Origin of the sequence: Microcoleus sp. S13C4, from assembly GCF_036700865.1 — a bacterium.
In the GTDB taxonomy this organism is placed as follows: domain Bacteria; phylum Cyanobacteriota; class Cyanobacteriia; order Cyanobacteriales; family Microcoleaceae; genus Microcoleus.
Genome location: NZ_JAUBPS010000026.1, coordinates 37,182 through 56,691 on the forward strand (window position 1 = coordinate 37,182; position 19,510 = coordinate 56,691).

Genomic DNA, 19,510 nt, shown 5'->3' on the forward strand with positions numbered 1-19,510 from the left:
ATTATTTACACTTGATAACTTAGTCAAACTTAAGGAGTTGGAAAAATTACCTTGCAGCAAGATAAGATTACTCTCAGTCAATTAGAGAATTTTCTCTTCAAATCCGCCGATATTCTGCGCGGAAAGATGGATGCTTCAGAGTTCAAGGAATTTATCTTTGGAATGCTATTTATTAAACGCTTGTCGGATGAATTCGATCGCAAGCGTAACGAAGTTAAAAAAACATATAGTCATATTGATGATCCGAAATTGTTAGCGGAACTACTGGAAGAAAAAGATTCCTATGGCGAGACGTTTTTTGTGCCACCCCGCGCTCGTTGGCACGAAGCTTGGTTAGATGAAGACGGTAATCAAGTGCCGCCACTGAAGCATCTCAAGCAAGATATTGGCAATATGCTGAATAAGGCGATCGCGGCGGTAGAAGATGCCAATGATGCCTTGGCGGGGGTGCTAAAAAACAATATTAACTTTAATGCTATTAAGGGTAAAACCAAGATTCCCGATCAGAGGTGGAAGGACTTACTCGATCACTTTAATCAGCCTAATTTTGTATTAGTTAACGATAACTTTGAGTTCCCCGATTTGCTAGGGGCCGCCTATGAGTATCTGATTAAGTATTTTGCCGATAGTGCGGGTAAAAAAGGGGGGGAGTTTTATACGCCGTCAGAGGTGGTGCGGTTATTGGTGCAACTGGTTAAACCAGAGGCGGGCAATACAATTTACGATCCGACTGTGGGTTCAGGAGGCTTTTTAATCCAGTCATATCAGTATGTGGAAGAACAGGGGCAAAACCAAAATAATTTGGCTTTGTACGGTCAAGATTCTAATGGTACGGTTTGGTCAATTTGCAACATGAATATGATACTGCATAATATCAGCCGTTTCACGATTGAAAATGGGGACACGCTGGAAGATCCGCAGATTTTAGAGAATAGCCAAATTCGTAAGTTCGATCGCGTTTTGGCTAATCCACCTTTTTCGCAGAACTATAGTCGGGCTAGTTTGCAATTTAGCAATCGGTTTTGGGAGTTTTGCCCAGAGACGGGTAAGAAAGCGGATTTGATGTTTGTGCAGCACATGATTGCGAGTTTGAAATCTGACGGACACATGGCGACAATTATGCCGCATGGGGTGTTATTTCGGGGGGGAAAGGAGAAGCTGATTCGGGAAAAATTGATCGAGAATGATGTGATTGAGGCGATTATTAGTTTACCGTCGGGGTTGTTTTATGGCACTGGGATTCCTGCCTGTGTTTTGGTGGTCAATAAGAACAAACCAGATGAAGGGCGGGATAAAATTTTATTTGTGAATGCCGATCTCGAATTTGCGGAGGGTAAGGCTCAGAATAAGTTACGCCCTGAAGATATTGAGAAAATTGATTTTGTGTTTACGCACAAAAAGGAGTATCCCAAATACAGCCGTTTGGTGAGTAAGCAAGAAATTGTTGAGCAACATGATTACAATCTGAATATTCGCCGCTATGTGGATAATACGCCCGAACCTGAACCCGAAGATGTAACGGCTCACTTGATTGGTGGGATTCCCCAGTCGGAAGTTGCAGCCCAAGCGGTAGATTTTGCCCGGTTTAAGGTGGAATCTAAGACGTTGTTTGGGCCATTGCGTGAGGGTTATTTAGCATTTGTGGAGGCGATCGCTACTAAGTCTGCGATTAAGGGGACGTTGGAAGCTGATGCTAATCTCCAAAATACTATTAATCAACACTATGAGGCCCTAGAAAGCTGGTGGCAGGTGGCACGGGATGATTTTGCTCAGTTGGTGGGCAAAGGCAAGAAAATGCCAGAGGTACGGCGGGAGTTGCTGACGGGGTTAAAGGATAAGCTGATTGGGTTGGGGGTGTTGGATGAGTTTCAGGCAGCGGGGGTGTTTGTCAATTGGTGGCAACAGATTCGTTATGACTTGAAAACGATCGTTAATACAGGTTGGCATCATACGCTGATTCCTGATGAGTATCTGATTGCGGCATTTTTTCAAGAGGAGGTGAAGGCGATCAAGGATTTGGAAGGTCAAATCAGTGCGGCCCAGGGGGAACTGAGTGAGGCGATTGAGACGGCGCAGGAGGTGGCGAGTTATGAACCAGAGGAAGATGAGACGGTAACGGCGACTTCGATTAAGAAGGCGTTGAAGGATTTGATGGACGATCTTAAGAATGTCTCAGGTATTTCGGCGGCGCGGGAGTTGGCAAAATATAAGGCTGAGTATGAGGCGATCACCAAGCTTGAAAAGCAGATCAAGGATTTGAAGGTGGATGTCAGGGAGAAGCAGACAGAGTTAGATATAAAGTTGCAGCTAAAGCGGGTTGGTGGAGAGGAGTTTCAAGCAGAAACAGAGGGATTGATTCAGCAAGTGATTGCGGAAATGGCGGGGCTAAAGCCTAATGACAAAGATGATAAACGCAAGATTGCGGGTTTGACTAAGGATAAGGAGGCGTTAGAGAAACGGCTGACACGCATTGATGGGTTATTGGTGGCGATTGGTGGGCCGTTGACGATGGAGGAGGCGAAGAGGTTGATTTTGCAGAAGCTCTATGATTGGGTGCGGGAGCAGTTAACTCGCTATTTGAATGGGGCAAAAAGGGCGCTGATTGCTTTGGTTGAGAAGCTTTGGGATAAGTATGCGGTTTCCAGTCAGGAATTGGAGGCAGAGCGAGAGGAGACTTTAGTGGAGTTAAATCAATTTTTGAGTAAGTTGGGGTATTTAGCGTGATGAGTAAGATAAATGGATGGCAGTCCCTACCCCTTGAAGATTTAACTTCTCTTATAAAAGATGGTACGCATGGTACACACCAAGATATTGATAGTGGAGTGCCATTGCTATCAGCAAAAGATATCCGTAATGGAGTTCTTGAAATTCCAAATGATTGTCGTCGAATTTCATTTTTTGATTATTCATTGATTCATAAGAATTATGAGATAGCTAAAAATGACATTTTATTGACCGTAGTTGGTTCAATTGGTCGCTGCTATTTAGTATCAGGTTCGGAACCTCGTTTTACTATCCAAAGAAGCGTCTCAGTAATTCGCCCACAAAGTATTAACGCCAACTATCTTTACCACTATTTTCTATCAGAAAATTTTCAAAGACAACTTAAAAATTCAGTAAATGCCTCTGCACAAGGTGGAGTTTATTTAGGTACACTTGCCAACTGCTTAGTTAATTTTCCTACCTGTAAAGAAGAACAAGAACAAATTGCTGCGGTTCTCTCAACTATTGATCGCGCGATCACCCAAACCGAAGCCATCATCGTCAAGCAGCAGCGAATCAAAACGGGACTGATGCAGGACTTACTCACCAAAGGTATTGACGAAAAGGGCAACATCCGCAGTGAAGCCACCCATGAGTTTAAGGATTCTGCGATCGGACGTATTCCCGTAGAGTGGGATGTTGAACTATTAGATAAGTTAGGAGAACGTGGTAGTGGTCACACTCCTAATAAAAGTCATCCAAACTATTGGAATGGGGGAATTAAATGGGTTTCCTTAGCTGATTCTAATAAGCTCGATCAAATTTATATTTTTGATACAGATAAAGAAATCAGTACCCAAGGACTTAAAAACTCTTCTGCTGTTTTACATCCGAAAGGAACAGTTATTTTATCTAGAGATGCAGGAGTTGGTAAAAGCGCAATTTTGGGGACAGAAATGGCAGTTAGTCAACATTTTATAGTTTGGCAATGTGGCACAAATCTTAATAACTACTACCTCTATTATTGGCTGCAAAAAGAAAAGCCCAAATTTGAAGGTATTGCATCAGGCAGTACCATTGTCACTATAGGATTACAATTTTTTCGTCAGTATCAGATTGCAATACCAAAGCTAATTGATGAGCAGAATCTTATAGCGGAAATTATTAAAAAATCTGATAAATGTATATTAAAACATAGAGGTAGTCTTGAAAAGCTAAAACGTCGAAAAACTGGACTTATGCAAGACCTTTTAACTGGCAAAGTCCGCGTAACCAACCTCCTCAAAGAAAAAGACCCAACCAGCCCCTGAGTCCCTAGCACCTAAAAATATTACGGTAAAACGTGGCAACATTTGTAATAAAAGTTTATGCGACCAGATAAAACCCCAACCGCTATCAAACTCGATGAACGCAACCACGTCGAAAAGCCATTACTCGATCAATTACATGGCTTAGGCTGGGAAGTACACGACCTCGACAAACACCAAAAACCCCAAGATAGCGATCGCGAAAACTTCACCGAAGTTGTGATCTTGCCAATTTTGCGCCAACAACTTCAGGTAATTAACCCTTGGCTCGAAACTGACCAAATAGAAGAAGTCATCAAACAACTGACCGCCAACTTCCCCAGCAATAACCTCCTCGAAAATAACCGCCATCTCTTCACCCTACTCCAAGAAAATACCAGCGTCTCCGAAAACCGCAAAACAGGCGAAAAAAGTCCCACCGTCAAATTTGTAGACTTTGCTCATACCAGCAATAACTCCTTTATCGCCATTTGCCAATTCAAAATCCGTATTCTCGGCACAGAACACCACATCATTCCCGATATTGTTCTATTTCTCAACGGCTTACCCGTCGTCGTCATTGAATGCAAATCGCAAAAAGTACAGGACGCGATTCCCGAAGCAATAGACCAACTCATGCGTTACAGCGAACAGCGCGGAGCCAAGGGAGAAGGCAGCGCTCCCCTGTTTTTCTATAATCAATTTATCATCGCCACCTGTCGTAACGAAGCCAAATTTGGCACCATTTCCACCCACACCGAAAAATACTTTTATCGTTGGGCCGATCCTTACCCGCGCACCCTGGAAGACCTAGAGCGCGGAGCCAGTAGCCCCAACGATCAGCAGCGTCTCGTTGCAGGAATGCTTGACCATAATAACCTGCTAGAAATCATTCGCAACTTCACCCTCTTCTCCGTTAACGACAAAGGCGAAACCATCAAAATTGTAGGGCGCTATCAACAGTTTCGCGCCGTCAAAAAAGCCGTGCAGCGCCTCCTAGAAGGCACAACTCCGCGATCTCGTAGCGGCATCATTTGGCATACCCAAGGCTCAGGCAAGTCCCTCACTATGATGTTTATGGTACGAGCCATGTACTGCCATCCCAACCTCTCTCAGTGGAAAGTGGTATTTATCACCGATCGTACCCAGTTAGAACAACAATTGGCAGAAACTGGTCAAAATATCGGTTTCACCGTCAAAGCCGCCGACAGTATTGCCAAACTTAAGGAACTCCTGCGTAGCGACTCTTCGGATCTCGTTATGGCGATGATCCATAAATTCCAAGAGCGTGACCTACAGGAAACTTTCCCCGAACTCAACCCCAGCACCAACATTCTGGTAATGACCGACGAGGCACATCGATCGCAATACAGCCTCCTGGGAGCCAATCTCGATAAAGCTATCCCCAACGCCTCTCGCATCGGCTACACCGGAACCCCGATCGACAAAACTGTGCGTGTCTTTGGCGATTACATCGACAGTTACACCATGCGCCAATCAATTGCCGATAAAGTCACTTTAGAGATAGTTTACGAAGGACGCACGCACAACGCCGAAGTACCAGACCAAGCAGGTATGGACAGCGCTTTTGAAGATGTTTTTAGCGAATACAACCTTACCGAGCGCCTTCAAATTTTGGGCTATGGTTCCCGCGATGCTTACTTAGAAGCTGAATCAACCATAGCTACAAAAGCCGAGGATATCATTACCCATTATCTGCAATCAATTTTTCCTAATGGTTACAAAGCCCAAGTCGTAGCCACCTCTCGCGAAGCCGCCGTGCGCTATAAAACTCACCTCGATCTCGCCCTAGCCGATAGTATTACTAAATTAGAGCAATCTAACCCCCATAATCTCAACCTCGAACGCCTCAAAAAACTCAAGACTGATGTAGTTATTTCTGGTAATAACAACGATCTACTCCACCTTAAGGCATACTCTAACTCTTCCAAACACAAGACTACAATCAAAAGCTTTAAACTACCTTTTGATAGCGAAGATAGTGGTATTAGGGGTGAAATCGGCATTGTCATCGTTAATAATATGCTACTAACAGGCTTTGATGCCCCTATCGAACAGGTGATGTATCTCGATAAAGTTATCCAAGCTCATAGTTTGTTACAGGCGATCGCCCGTGTTAACCGTGTCGGTGGTGCGGATAAAGAAAAAGGCTTTGTTGTAGATTATGTTGGCATTGGGCATCACCTCAAGAAAGCACTCGATAACTACGACGAACGCGAACAAAAGGAAGTCGAAGACACCTTCAGTTTTCCCGAAGCAGAAATTCGCCAGTTAGAAGCAAACCATCGGGCGATTATGGAAATGCTTGCTCAAAAGGGACTCACTGACTTGAGCGATGTTGATGCCTTTTTCGATCTATTTTATGATGAAGACATTCGCTTTGAGTTTATTCTAGCCTTCAAAGAATTTACTCGCAGTCTTAACTTAGTTTTTCCGGCTAAAGAAGCCCTGCGCTATATGTCAGACTATGAGGCATTAACTAACATTAACGTGCAAGCTAGCAATCACTTTCGCGATTCTCGCCTTAGTATGAAAGGCATCCCCGCAAAACTACGAGCAATTACCGATGCTTACCTAATTTCCCAAGGTATCGATCTCAAAATTAAGCCGATTTCTATTTTAGATGATAACTTTGAGCGTGAAGTCAGCAAGCGCGATCGTACAAAAACCAAAGTTGCGGTTGTCGAACACGCTATTCGTCACCACATCGATACCGAACTAGATGATGACCCCGAGCTACAAGCCTCTTTTGCCGCAGCCCTTGCAGAAATCCTCGAACAATTCAAAGACAACTGGCAGACAATCTACGCAGAGTTAGAAAAACTACGTCAGCGCATTAAAAATGCCGAAAACGAGCCTACTTATGGATTGCACAAGAAAAAACAAATGCCTTTTTTTCGGATGTTCAAAACTGAATGTTTTGGTGATACAGAACTAGATGAAGCTCGGGTTGCCCAGAACGTGGCACTGACTCAACAAGTGTTCATGGTAATCGAACAAGAATTGCAACTCACTGGTTTTTGGGAAAGTATTCCCGCCTCTAAAAAACTCCAATCTGAAATTCAGAAAATTCTCTTATCACCTGACTTTATAAAATTACCTAACATAGTTCAAAATCGCCAACGGATTATATCGCGCATAATGGAGTTAGCCAAGAAAAATAATGATACCATTTTATACGCTGACTAAACTAGGCTGACTCAACTAAAATGAAACTTGACTACGAGATTGTATATTCTCCTAAACGCAAAAAGCTAACTATTACTGTTGAGCGAGATCGCTCTATTGTTGTTAAAGCACCCACTGGCACAGACCTCGAAAAAATTCAGGAAGTTGTAGAATCACGAAAACTATGGCTTTATGAAAAAACCAACCACGAACAAAAGTATCATCCGCCTCTCTCTCCCCCAGGAAAAGAATTAGTTAATGGTGAGTCTTTGCCTTATTTGGGGCGTAATTATCAACTGGAACTATCAGATAGTAATGAGGAAATTCAATTTGTTAGTAATCGATTTTTAGTACCTAAAGCACAAACAAAGCAGCGCGGTGAAGTTTTTAAGAACTGGTACATCCAAAAAGCTAAAGAACAGATTTTACCTCGCGTTCAAATTTATGCAGTACGTATGGGTGTAAAATTTAACCTAGCAAAAATCACAGATAGCAAATATCGTTGGGGTTCCTGCACGTCTAAGAACAACATAAATTTCAACTGGCGACTGATTAAAGCCCCCATGTTTGTCATAAATTATGTGATTGTTCACGAATTAGCCCATCTGCTAGAAAGTAATCACACATCCATATTTTGGAATATAGTCGCCGTCCAAGTCCCAAATTATCAAATTGCAAAAAACTGGTTACGCGATAACGGTAATACGCTAGAACAAGATTTTTAGATTTTACAGGGTGACAACCCCTTCAAAAGCTTGATAAAATCAAGGACATAGCCATGTTTGTCACCCCGTCAGCTTTACCACTTAAATGCGGGCTAGGACGATCGCTTTTACCCATCCACCTCCTTCAATCCATCTTCCAGTAACATCCGCACGATATCCACTCAGCTTGCGTACCGCGTCCCTTGCCAAGAATCCGCAAAGTCTTACCCGCCGGGTCAAAGTTACGGACACTCAACTGACTAACTTCGTTTCAAAGTATTACCCCACAGCAGGCGCACCAAAGCATAATGACGCTTCCCAAACAAATCCGTTATGCAACATTTCTTTACAATTTATTTTTGGGCCCGGCCCCAGCCCCCGCCGCGCTGTCAACTCCTCTTCTCCTTCTCTGTAAAAGAGAAAACAGCGGAGAGCGGCCTGCCTGCCGTAAGTAATGTCTAAAATCTGCGGAAACAAACAGGTGGCCCGCAGCGACCAAGCCTGCCAAAAACTCTCCATGCTTTTCTAGTGGAGCAAAATTGGCCGCCATCATCATAAGGTTTCGGCTTTGGGGCAACGGGGACAGACCGTAGACCAGACAAATAAACAGGGAGTTGCTGGAAGGAGGAGGGCGAAGAGCGATCTGGCGATCGACTAGACCCCATCCCAGCGCCGGAGTAACCGTACAATTATAAGTTAGGTGTCAGTTGTGAGTTGTAACAAGCCTCTTGTGGTTCCCGTTATATTAGGTTAGGTTAACCTAAATATTTAGGAGAGTAAGAGTAATGAGCGATCGAGACGATCTGTTTTCTTTTGAACACGAAATTGACAAGAAAATTGCCCAATCTAATGTGTTTCAGTTACCGCTTAGGAGTGTTTTAACACACTTATTCTGGGGGATCGACGTTATGGTTCGGGGTCAGCATTTTGGGTACAGTATATCTAAGAGGCAAACAGAAGCCGAAGCACTAGGTAGTAGGCTCTCTTACTTAGCCCCTTTTCTAAAAAAATGCACTTCACAAATAGGAGTTAGTGCAATCCATGCTTTTTCAACTACTGCACAGTTTATTGAAGATTTTCAAGAGCTAATATCCTATTCCCATTTTTGTGAGCTTATGCCTGAAGTGCGGAAAGGTTACTATGAGGTTAGAAAATTCGAGGAAGGATTTGAACTTGTACATCCCAATGAAGAGTTTGCAATGGCTGAAGAGTACGACATTATTTTGACTGAACTTAGCTTGACGTTTTTAGTTGGCAAAGCTCCGAATTTAAAGGAAGAATTTATTGAATTAGCACGTCAAGTTCCTAATCTTAATATGGTTCTAATGTGTAAAGTATTAGCAGCTCTATTTCAATATCGCTTAAATAGTATTAAGGAAGTACCAATTTTAGAACCAAATGCTTTTCAAATATCTATTGGAACAACATGGGAAGAGTTTTGCAAAGTTAGAGCTGCACTATTTGCATATGCAGACTACAGTATTGGTCTTGCAAACGCTTTAGAATTTCTTTGGTTTAACGAGAGTAATAACACAAAGAAGGAGGCTCTATTTGATGAATTTTATGAATGGGTTACGGTTTTTAATACTAAGAGCTTTTTTATGGGTTTGTTAATGGCTTTAACAAATGTTGAAAGTTCTGCAATTGAAAGCATACTAAAGTTTTTTACCCTTAATGTTGAAAATCAGGATTTTGAAAATGCTGGGGATGGGTTTTTTCCGCCTTTAGTAGATTATTCACATTCTTATTTATTTAGCCCATATATTCTTCGCTCAATGCTGGTAACCAGAAATATTTTTTATGTTCTTAACAGGCGTAACCGAAATCAATTCGACAATATTGTTTCACAGCATCTAGAACCCACGCTTTTAAAACAAGCTGTAGAAATATGGAAAATACTACCAGATTTGAGGATAGTCTCTAATAAAAGTTGGAGCGAGGGAGAATTTGATCTGCTCATCTATCAATCAAGCTCTAATACAGTGCTACATATTCAAGCAAAAGCACCTATTCCACCACAAGGTGCAAGAATGACTAAAGCTGTTGAAAATCGTTCAAAAGAGGGAATAGACCAACTTAACCGTTTTCAAAATTTACCTCAAAATAGACGTGATTCTGTGATATCGGAAATATTTGAAATACGAGTCGAGGAAGTTCGATGTGTAAGTGTATTATTGTGCCGTGCTGGTTTGGGCACTCATTCAGTCTGGAAGCTAAAAAAAGATATAACTGTGCTAAATCTTCAATTGCTTAACGGAGTTATAAAGATTTTATCTTCTAAAAGCTTGAATCTTTCGGATTTTAAGGGGGTTACAGATAGCCTTTTAATAGATATCTACAATAGAGCAGTATTAGGATGGGAACAAGGAAGTATCTCTCTAAATGGAATTTTAATTCGTATGCCCCTCTTGAAGCTAAATTATGATGAGATAAGCTGTTCAGCATTTAAAACGCATATTCCATAGTATAATATGATGGTATTTAGAAAAAGTCAATGCCTACTAAAAACTTCCTCAGTTGCGAGACCAAAAAAAGTCTACAACAAGCATTAAAAGAGCATGAGCATCCAGATATTCGGCAAAGAGCCTTGATTTTTTTGTTACTAAATAACGGAAATACACAAGCTAAAACTGCGGAACTAATTGGATGTTCTTTGAGAAAAGTTGCTTATTGGAGCATACATGGTGATCCTGAGAATTTAGACAGTTTCAAAGATGAGCGGATGAAGGGTAACTACCGAAAAGCTACAGAAGAATACATTAATTTACTCTTAGAGACCCTTGAAGTAGAACCTGAAAAATATGGCTATGAATTCGGGAGATGGACAACAGCTAGACTTGCCATATATCTAGGAGAAAAGACAGGAATTGAGCTGAGTAGTACCCAAGTAAGGAGGATTTTAAAAGCAAAAAAGTATGTTTACCTCTGGGCTAAATATAGCTTAGAGGATAAGCAAGACACCGTAGAGAGAGGTTTATTTAAAGATAAACTAGCAGAGTATCTAAGAATAGCCAAAGAATCTCCAGCTCTTCTACAGGTATGGTTTTGGGATGAGAGTGGATTTAGTTTGAGGGTAATTAGAAGGAAAAATTGGTGTAAAAAAGGGACTCGAAGCAAAAAAAGAGGAGACCGACGAAAAGGTCGTATTAATGTCATGGGTGGAGTGACATATTCAGACAAGAAAAGATGGGTGGATTTTATTCCGTCTGGGAATTCTGCTAATTTTTATGCAGTGCTGAAAAATTTTTATGAAGATTTAAGATCAGAGTGGATATTACAAGGAAATTTAGCCGAAAAATTTGAAGATAAAGGCTGTAAATTTGTGATAATTTTGGACAACGCTAGTTTTCATAAAAAAGCAGAGACTTTGCAGAAAATAGCAGCAGAGATGCCGAATCTCATCATAGAGTTTTTGCCCAAGTATAGTCCTGATTACAACGCGAGCTGAATTAGTATGGCATTCCGCCAAGGAATATGTTGCTAATAGATTATTTGAATCTAGTGAAAAACTAGAATCTCTGTTGAATAAAATGTTAAATGAAGGAGAACTAATTATGAAATGGAACCGAAAAATAAAAAATAAAGGTAACTTAGTTAATGCAGTTTAGATGTTTGACAGCTTATACAAAATTAGGAGGCAATTAAGCCCCGCATAGTAGCATAGTTTTTATACTAGGTAAGAAGCATTGGAAACACCTAACAACCGTGCTGCACCAGAATGTCCTAATCAATTGGTGGAGTTTCAAAGGTTATCTGCGTCCGGTGAGCTAGAGCGTTATCTCGTAAAGGGTGCCTGACTTTGGAGATGATTTTGAACCTCGATCGAGTGTCAAATCAAAGCCCCTAACGCTTTCAATTTCGATTTTTGAGCATTCGTCAATCCTGTTGCCCCTTGAATATTCATGCCTTTATACAGCGGATAGCCCATCCGCGTCCGGTTACAACGTGCGGTGGCGACATCCCACAGCTTAATCGTGCCAGAACCCCTGCCAGCATTCAGCACTTAAATACTACAATTTCCGCCGTGACAGGGCGGGTGTACCACTATTTCCAGTCTAAACAAGGGTTTGAGTGCTTTTAGGCTTTGTTCTAATTGTCCGGCGATCCTAGTCGGTGTTGTTCTAATCCTGGTTAGTCAGCTAGCCGTAAAAGCGCCCTTTTCCGGTAGAGAGTCAGAATCCGTCGTTCGATCGTCAGTCTCTGATTGACCAGTTTGGGTCATGGCTTCTATCAAATCCCGGAATTTTTCTTCCAAGTGCGCTCGGGCTTCTCGTCCGAGCCGCGAGCGTTATCGGGATTTGAACCAGACTCAGGATAATGAATTAAACTAGAGCTAGGTTAATAACTTCGTGATTTTGATGTTTAACTGCCATTTTGGCAACCTTAAGCTAAATGGCTAGCTTAGCCTGAAGTTGTTAAATTACAGAACAGATATAGCTATGAAAGATACTCAACAACACCTACTTATTGAAGACCTTGATTACTGCAACACTGTTGGCAATGAAACCGAAGACATTGTTGGCGGTGGAAAATTCTGGAAGGCAGTTAAAAAAACGTTTAAAGAGAAAGGCGAGGCTGTAATGGATTTTTTTCACGAGGCAGGAACACCTACTAAGGCTGAAACAATACTTAATTTGGTAGAACCGACACCAATTGGTATTCTTAGAAACTTGTTTTCATAACAATCGGTGATACGCCCAATCACGTAAAAACCATAAATTTTTATCACCCCAATCATTAAAAGTGATTGAGGTTTTTTACTGATTCTGTTGTTGTTATGCTTGAGCATGGCTTACTGTGTTGCCGATTGCCCAAGCACCGCGCCGATCGCACTTAAGACACCCGTTCCGATCTTACCGGCCGTGCAGCCAATCGAATCTCTCTCACTGTTCTGCTTCAGGCTTAGGTTCCTTCGGTTTTTTCTCAAATACCTGAATACTTGGCTCTAATAGCACAAAGCCGTTAGAGGTTGATTCACCCATCTTGCCACCGATAGCAGCTACCCACATGGGATAGTTGGTAGCTGCATCCTCAAGCTTCTTCCATATTTTTGGCTTAACACTAACGGACACTATCCGACCGTCACAGTCAAGCTCAAAGGTTTTCCAGTTGTCTTTGTTAGTCTCTACGTTGTTCGGTAGTTCGTTAATTTTGATGATGAGTTCAAGCTTGCCAAGTGTCATAGGTAATTTCGTTGGTTTAATGCGTTGCTTTTTTGGTACGAGAGTCAGCTTTGTATATTTTCCAGCCTAGGGGTTGAAACCGCTACAGATCCATCAGGATAATCTAATCTTTCCATCTACGACTCGAAACTGCTACGGCAAGGTCAGGATATAATAAATAACTTGTTGCGCTAACAGATTTTTCGTGCTGGCAACTGGTTGGTAGAGGAAAGAAAGCAACAGCGAAGGTTGGTAAAATGGATGAAGTCGTCAAAAAAATAGCTGCTTTGGGTTTACCAGGTATCATCCTGGTAGTGACGATGGCTGCGACAGGTTTAACAGGAGCGGCTGCAATCACAGCAGCTCTAGCATTTCTAGGTGGCCCGGCAGGGATGCTCGGAGGTATTGCCGTACTAGGTTTGACGGGATTGATTGCAGATGCCTTAACAAAAGTAGGGTTAGAGGACTTGCTGACAGCCATTTATTGCCAAAGGCGCTTATCTGAGCCACACGGGAAACTTTTAGATGAGATTGAGCAATTATCCCTGTTTGATGGCGATATCAAAGAAAGGCTCAAGCAAACTGTAACAGATGGATGTGGCTGTTCAGCAGCCAGCGCTGCAAACGTTTCAGATGTTACTAGGGAGGCTCGCGCCATTTTAGAAGCTGTCCCAGGAATGACACCAGCACACCACAGGGATTTTAACAGCTCCAATCCGATTATCAGACTTAGGGATGGAACTGCGGTTAGGGCTTGGAAAAACCCCCTCGGCGTTGACCACATTTTTTTAGCCGATCCCGATGGCAAAATGATTTACGGTGGCTTCGTAGGCTGGATTCACAGCGAGGGTTTGAATCAAGCAATTTCGCAGATGAGAAGCAACTTGACTTGACATATCACCCGGACAAGGACGGCGAGATCCTTTGGCTGTCAGGAAACTGAAGAATCAACCTAAACCAAGAAAATCAGAATAAGTCAAGAAAAATCAACCTAAACCAAATTAAAGCGTCGATCGTCCGGTGTCGATCGCCCCGATGCCTTGCATATCTGGCACGGCTCCCAAAATGCACTCTAGACGGGGTTAGACGGGGTTTTGGGGTGATTGGATGGTGAGGACTGGCACGGTCGGATCGCTCACAGGGTGTGGCTAGCTTTTTTGTTTAAAGTGTTGAGATGTAAATGGTTGATGTTTCTAAAAAGCTGGTGAATGCAGAAAACCGCCACAGTCACAGTGCAGCGGCTCTAAAGGATTTAAAGGGTTTATATCAATTGCGCGATTGTTGGATATAGCGAGAAACATTACCAATCGCTTCAACGGCGTACTTGTTTCCTAAATCAAACGCTAAGGCTCGTTTAAAATTGACTAACGCGGTTTGGTAGTTTTTCTGTTTCATTCCTGCGTATCCCAAATTCATACAGGTTTTAAAATCTGGACAAGAACCGGGTATCGCCATCACGTAAGGCTCGACAATGTTAATCTGGGTAAATGCTTTGATATCCCCTGGTTTGAGGAGTAAGGCTTGCTGGAAATATCTGAGCGCCTGGGCTGCATCCGAATTAAGCTGCGCTTCTCCCCGACTCATGCAGTCGGTGAACGTCAGGCAAACGCTTCCCGAACCTCCGCCACTGGGTGAACTTGACCCAGAACCTGACCCAGAACCTGACCCGGAACCTGACCCGGAACCTGAATCATTGTGACAATGGTAGCTTCCGGTTTGGCGATTGGTATGACATCCGCTGGCATCAGTGCGACCCGAATGTCCCCAGCTACTCTCCGCGAGCGAGACAGCCGATAAAGCTAAAAAAGCAGCAGCCAAGGCTTTGGATACCTTGTAATTAATTTTCATCAAGTTTCATTCTGGTTTGGTATTGCAGTCAAACAAGCCGTAGATGCAGCAGAATCAAGAGGGAGTTGCGATCGCGTTTCGATCATCCTATAGCGTCTCGCATAAAAATCTACCTCTATCTCTACCTTAATTCCCTTTTTGCTTTGATACGTCTGTACAAACACGTAGTTGTAGAGGTTTGACGTTCTGAAGCAGGAAATTGGTATTTCTCAGTCTAGAACTTGAAACTGTTACGGCTAGGTCAGAATCTGACGGGGTTACAACCCCATCAAAAGCTTTATAAAATCAAGGACATAGCCCTCAAACCCGGTGAAAGAATGGGAGGTTATTACGCCTAATTTTCATCAAATGAGAAAAGACTTAAGGTAACGTAGATAAGCTGAAAAGCATATTGTAATAAAATTTAAGCTTTCAATCTCTACTATCCATGCTCTTATTAAGACCTCAAGGCAATCTAGCAGAAACTTAAAGACCAAATCCCTGAGAGTTTAATAACTGTTGCCAATTTAGATTCATTAGGCTATGATTTCTTACATTAGCTAAAACTTTTAGAAATAGAGCATTAGCTGTTTTCCAACAAGTAAGCACTGTATATCAAACCAGCACACATAAATATCTAAAATTCTGATAGTCGTCTTGGGAGGCTTTTTTACGCCTCACCGCAAAAGCCTCCCACTTCTAAGAACTCAGAACTCGATCGCTCCAAAATCGATCTGTCAACATCGCTCTAAATCTTGCCTTCAAACCTCTGATGCCAGAGGATATACCCCGACACGGTAATAACCAGAGTGATGCCTCCTCCTACCCAAGCCAGCATAGGATTGTAACCGCTACGGCTGAGGGTCTGCATCCATATATGGGTGCGATCGGAGGATATTAACCAATCTGCGACGACCGGAAAAAGATACATCAAAGATGCACCAACGATAAGCCAGCCCACCATAGAGGCGACCAGAAAGATAGTTTTGGCTGTAGATTGGCTACCCATGAGCAATTGCGGTAAAGAACTAACTTTGAGATTAGCTCTTGAGATGCGTTATGTCAGCACAGGTATAGCCCGAGACGGTGGGCGATGCAAGCGTGAAACTGTAAAATTGATTTGAAGCGAAAGGTAAAGGGCGTTGCTGATTTAGGGTATGACTGGCTCAATATGCAAGTCAGAGAAACCAGTACCCACAAAACTTCGGGATTTTAAAGTTATTTTTTTCATACCCTGATTAAGCAATGCCAAGAACGGGAAACAGTGAAACGCTTTCAGAACTTGGTGAGGGTGTTGAAGCAGAACTTATCCAACATCCAGGTTTATCGAGTTGGTAACATCAACATCAATGCTTACATTGTTGGGGTGACGGATGGCGGTGATTGGGCTGGATTATCTACTAAACTGCTGGAGACGTAGTATATGATTGTATCAGTGTTCTAAATTCTAATAAATAATAGTGTTCTAATAATTATGTCACATAATACGGAAGCCCAAGTTAGTTTTACAGCTCGATTGATGGCCGCCAGTCGAGCATTTGAGAGCAAACGAACCAATCGGCTGTTTAACGAGCCGTTTTCCGAACAATTGGCGGGAATCGAAGCAATGGAACTAATGCTCCCCAAAGTAGAAGAATACGAAGCGAACGGTCGACCTTACGTTGCAGTGCGAACTCGCTTTTTCGACGACTTCCTCATGCAATATAGCCACACCATCCGCCAAGTCGTGTTGCTGGGGGCCGGAATGGATACTCGTGCATATCGGCTAGATTTGCACCCGGAAACGCATTACTATGAAATTGATAGAGCATCAGTTTTAGATTATAAAGAAAGCATATTGAAAGACATAACGCCAAAATGTCATCGGCACGTGCTGGCGATGGATTTGCGAGAGACCTGGGTGCAACCATTAGTCGAAAGCGGTTATCGAGCAGACCAACCCTCGGTATGGTTGTTGGAAGGATTGCTCTACTACTTGAGTGACGGTGAAGTGAACGAGCTGATGGCAACTATTAATGCCATAACCTTACCAGGTAGCAAATTGGGAGCGGATCTTATCAACGAAGCAATCCTCAACAGTTCCGGCGATCTAACTTCATATTGGCAATCGAGTTGCAATCATCCTGAATCCTTTTTTGCCGAGTATGGCTGGAACGCTTTTGGCATTCAACCCGGTGAAGATGGAGCTTCATTTGGACGTTTTACCTTTCAGTTTTCACCGCGTTCTATTATTGATGACCCTCATATCTTTTTCATTACCGCTAACAAAACAGGACACGTTTAATATCAATTTGTTGCATTTTGCTACTGCCATACTTTTGGTGGCGTTGCTTAACCAGGGTATGAAAAAAATAAGTTGAAAATCCCTAAGCTTTGTCGATACTGGTTTCTATGACTTGCCTATTAGCCTTTCATACCCTAAATCAGCAACGCCCATGCTCTCGAAAAACCTCATTGGTGCCGCAGGTGAATACTACGTTTGTGCCGAATTGTGCCGACGTGGAGTTTTGGCACTTGTCACGCCAAAGAATAACGAGATTTTTGATGTTCTGGCTTCGGATACTTTCGGCCAAAGAACAATCTCGATTCAAGTCAAAACTATGGCAATCGCCAACACACAAGGTTGGAAATTCGGGCCAAACATGAGCGTAAAGAAGAATAACGACAACTTGTATGTTGTTCTGGTAAATATGCACGACAATGGCACAAACGATTTCTATATTTACAAACACGATGAACTCGTGGAAAGAGTTAATCACATCTACGATGAGTACATGAGCAAGCCAAAGCGTGACGGGTCGGTGAGAAAAGAACCTGGCTTCCGTTGGTTCGACCACAAGTATTTTACAGATGATGACAAATCACGGAAGAATAATTGGGCGTTGCTCGGCTTCACGGCGCTGGCACTGTAACGCCCCAACAACAGGCTAACAAGGCGCTGCACCCGACCGCCTACAGTCCGCTCGTTTCTCGCTCCCGGACGGCGGCGGGTGAGCTTGGTCGTTATCTCGTAAAGGCTGCCTGACTTTGGAGATGATTCGGTCTTGATCGAGTGTCAAATCAAAGCCCCTAACGCTTTTAATAAAATATGCAATTGCAACAACGACTGACTGAGATAGACCTGGATGCCTATTTTCAACGAATTGGCTATAGTGGTGACTGCTCACCCAGGCTGACAACGTTACAGGCAATTCATCAACGACATTCCCAAACGATCGCCTTTGAAAACCTCAATTCACTCCTGAAACAACCTGTGAAGCTGGATTTAGCATCCTTGCAACAAAAACTAATCAACGAGGGACGGGGTGGCTATTGTTTTGAACAAAATTCACTGTTGCGGGCTGTTTTGCTTGCTCTTGGCTTTCAGGTAAAGAATTTGGCAGCCCGCGTGCTGTGGAATTTGCCATCCGGGACGATCGCACCTCGCAGCCATATGGTGCTAGGGGTCAATATTGATGGAGAGCCATACATTGCAGATGTGGGATTCGGAGGATTAACGCTTACCGCGCCGCTTGCTTTGACACCGGATATTGAACAACCTACATCCCATGAACCATATCGATTGATCGCAACGGATCGCAGCTACATTATGCAAGCATATATCAAGCAGGAGTGGAAATCCCTTTACAGATTCGACCTTCAGGAGCAAGAATTACCCGATTATGAGGTGAGCAATTGGTATGTTTCAACTCATCCAAACTCGATTTTTGTTACTAACTTGATGGTGGCAAAACCAGCTTCAAATTGTCGTTATGCCTTGTGGAATAATCAGTTTACGGTGCATTATTTGGATGGTCGAACAGAACACCGCGTCCTTTCAACGGTTGCAGAGTTCCGCGCTACCCTTGAGAATGTTTTTTGTCTCAACCTGGGAGCGATCACTGAGATTGATCGGATGTTACAACAATTAATTCAGCGATCGTGTGCGATGACCTAACGGTGAAAGTGGGCAACTCTCGATTTATGGTAAGGGCGGCAAGACTCGCGTGGTTCTACTTCCTTCGTCTCTGTATCTAGCACTTTTGAACAGCACAGGGGAGGCGGGGAATTCGTTCGCCGATTTTCAGAAGTCGGAAAGCAACTAACGGCGGGCGCTTGCACAGGGTTTCGGTGACGCACTTAGTGAAGGAAGCGGAGAAACGCGCGGGCATCTCGGAGAAGACTAGCGCTCACTGGTTGCGACATTGCCACGCCAGTCACGCGCTGAACCGGGGAGCGCCCATTCATTTGCTGAGTCAAACTTTGGGCCATGCTTCAGTTGCCACGACGAGCAAATATTTACACGCCAAACCCAACGACTCTAGCGGTCTGTATCTGGCAACTTAGTAGGCGTTTGGGGTTGGGCGGTTCTTGTGGATTGTAGGCAAGTGCGATCGCACTTGCCTACAGCCAACAGAATATCGGTCGCTCTTTTTGGTCAAATAATTTCAGATTTTAGATTCTTGACAGTTGAGATGTGACAAAATAGAAGAGTTGAGAGCAGCCTTGCAAAAAGAATCAAATAAGTTGAGGGTGGAAGTTATTGCTTATTTGACGGGATGGGAATTTATTTTAGAGTCTCTATCTGTAGCAGGGCTTTAGAAAATTGGTAGAAGATGGTTTAGAACAGGTTGAGCATGAAGGCGAGAAGCCCAACAGC

The 19,510-nt window shown here is 43.0% G+C and carries 15 protein-coding genes and 1 pseudogene; 13 read left to right on the forward strand and 3 right to left on the reverse strand.

Translation table 11 applies throughout. The features are described from left to right. Window positions 1-51: 51 nt before the first annotated feature. The 7 genes and pseudogenes from QT996_RS13380 to QT996_RS13410 all read left to right on the forward strand — a co-directional run bounded on the left by QT996_RS13380 (window position 52) and on the right by QT996_RS13410 (window position 12,564). Complete coding sequence (locus tag QT996_RS13380; protein ID WP_333047052.1) at window positions 52-2,724, forward strand: type I restriction-modification system subunit M; 2,673 nt, start codon at window positions 52-54, stop codon at window positions 2,722-2,724. Beyond that, entirely contained in the window at window positions 2,724-4,013 is a 1,290-nt protein-coding gene (locus QT996_RS13385; RefSeq protein ID WP_333047053.1) for a restriction endonuclease subunit S, read from the forward strand. Before QT996_RS13380 ends, QT996_RS13385 begins: the two co-directional genes overlap by 1 nt. A 57-nt stretch (window positions 4,014-4,070) precedes the next feature. Then, window positions 4,071-7,199: a type I restriction endonuclease subunit R gene (locus QT996_RS13390; RefSeq protein ID WP_333047054.1), complete on the forward strand. Its 3,129-nt coding sequence runs from the start codon at window positions 4,071-4,073 to the stop codon at window positions 7,197-7,199. A 20-nt stretch (window positions 7,200-7,219) separates the two neighbouring features. Then, complete coding sequence (locus QT996_RS13395) at window positions 7,220-7,903, forward strand: SprT family zinc-dependent metalloprotease (protein WP_333047055.1); 684 nt, start codon at window positions 7,220-7,222, stop codon at window positions 7,901-7,903. Between the two features lie 764 nt (window positions 7,904-8,667). After that, window positions 8,668-10,347, forward strand: a complete 1,680-nt coding sequence (locus QT996_RS13400) for a hypothetical protein (protein WP_333047056.1) — start codon at window positions 8,668-8,670, stop codon at window positions 10,345-10,347. Window positions 10,348-10,376: 29 nt separating this feature from the next. After that, window positions 10,377-11,490: pseudogene (locus QT996_RS13405) on the forward strand (IS630 family transposase). An 831-nt stretch (window positions 11,491-12,321) separates the two neighbouring features. Further along, window positions 12,322-12,564: a hypothetical protein gene (locus QT996_RS13410; protein WP_333047057.1), complete on the forward strand. Its 243-nt coding sequence runs from the start codon at window positions 12,322-12,324 to the stop codon at window positions 12,562-12,564. A gap of 201 nt (window positions 12,565-12,765) precedes the next feature. Here QT996_RS13410 and QT996_RS13415 read toward each other — a convergent pair whose 3' ends face one another. After that, complete coding sequence (locus QT996_RS13415; protein WP_333047058.1) at window positions 12,766-13,065, reverse strand: hypothetical protein; 300 nt, start codon at window positions 13,063-13,065, stop codon at window positions 12,766-12,768. Between the two features lie 236 nt (window positions 13,066-13,301). Between QT996_RS13415 and QT996_RS13420 the strand changes: the two genes are divergently transcribed. Then, window positions 13,302-13,937, forward strand: a complete 636-nt coding sequence (locus tag QT996_RS13420) for a hypothetical protein (RefSeq protein ID WP_333047059.1) — start codon at window positions 13,302-13,304, stop codon at window positions 13,935-13,937. A gap of 373 nt (window positions 13,938-14,310) precedes the next feature. Here QT996_RS13420 and QT996_RS13425 read toward each other — a convergent pair whose 3' ends face one another. Further along, window positions 14,311-14,892, reverse strand: coding sequence for a YHYH domain-containing protein (locus QT996_RS13425; RefSeq protein WP_333047060.1), 582 nt, complete (start codon window positions 14,890-14,892; stop codon window positions 14,311-14,313). 727 nt (window positions 14,893-15,619) lie between these two features. Continuing rightward, window positions 15,620-15,880, reverse strand: a complete 261-nt coding sequence (locus tag QT996_RS13430; RefSeq protein ID WP_333047061.1) for a hypothetical protein — start codon at window positions 15,878-15,880, stop codon at window positions 15,620-15,622. A gap of 228 nt (window positions 15,881-16,108) precedes the next feature. Between QT996_RS13430 and QT996_RS13435 the strand changes: the two genes are divergently transcribed. The 5 genes from QT996_RS13435 to QT996_RS13455 all read left to right on the forward strand — a co-directional run bounded on the left by QT996_RS13435 (window position 16,109) and on the right by QT996_RS13455 (window position 19,197). Further along, on the forward strand, window positions 16,109-16,291 hold the full coding sequence (locus tag QT996_RS13435; RefSeq protein WP_333047084.1) for a nuclease A inhibitor family protein: 183 nt from the start codon (window positions 16,109-16,111) through the stop codon (window positions 16,289-16,291). 54 nt (window positions 16,292-16,345) lie between these two features. Continuing rightward, entirely contained in the window at window positions 16,346-17,155 is an 810-nt protein-coding gene (locus QT996_RS13440) for an SAM-dependent methyltransferase (protein WP_333047062.1), read from the forward strand. 151 nt (window positions 17,156-17,306) lie between these two features. After that, the gene (locus tag QT996_RS13445; RefSeq protein WP_194060157.1) at window positions 17,307-17,783 is read left to right on the forward strand and encodes an aspartate-ammonia lyase; all 477 of its coding nucleotides are present in this window, start codon (window positions 17,307-17,309) and stop codon (window positions 17,781-17,783) included. A gap of 176 nt (window positions 17,784-17,959) precedes the next feature. After that, window positions 17,960-18,808 (forward strand): arylamine N-acetyltransferase, encoded by an 849-nt coding sequence (locus tag QT996_RS13450; RefSeq protein WP_333047063.1) that lies wholly within the window; start codon window positions 17,960-17,962, stop codon window positions 18,806-18,808. Between the two features lie 122 nt (window positions 18,809-18,930). Beyond that, window positions 18,931-19,197 (forward strand): tyrosine-type recombinase/integrase, encoded by a 267-nt coding sequence (locus QT996_RS13455; RefSeq protein ID WP_333047086.1) that lies wholly within the window; start codon window positions 18,931-18,933, stop codon window positions 19,195-19,197. The last annotated feature ends 313 nt before the right edge of the window (window positions 19,198-19,510 follow it).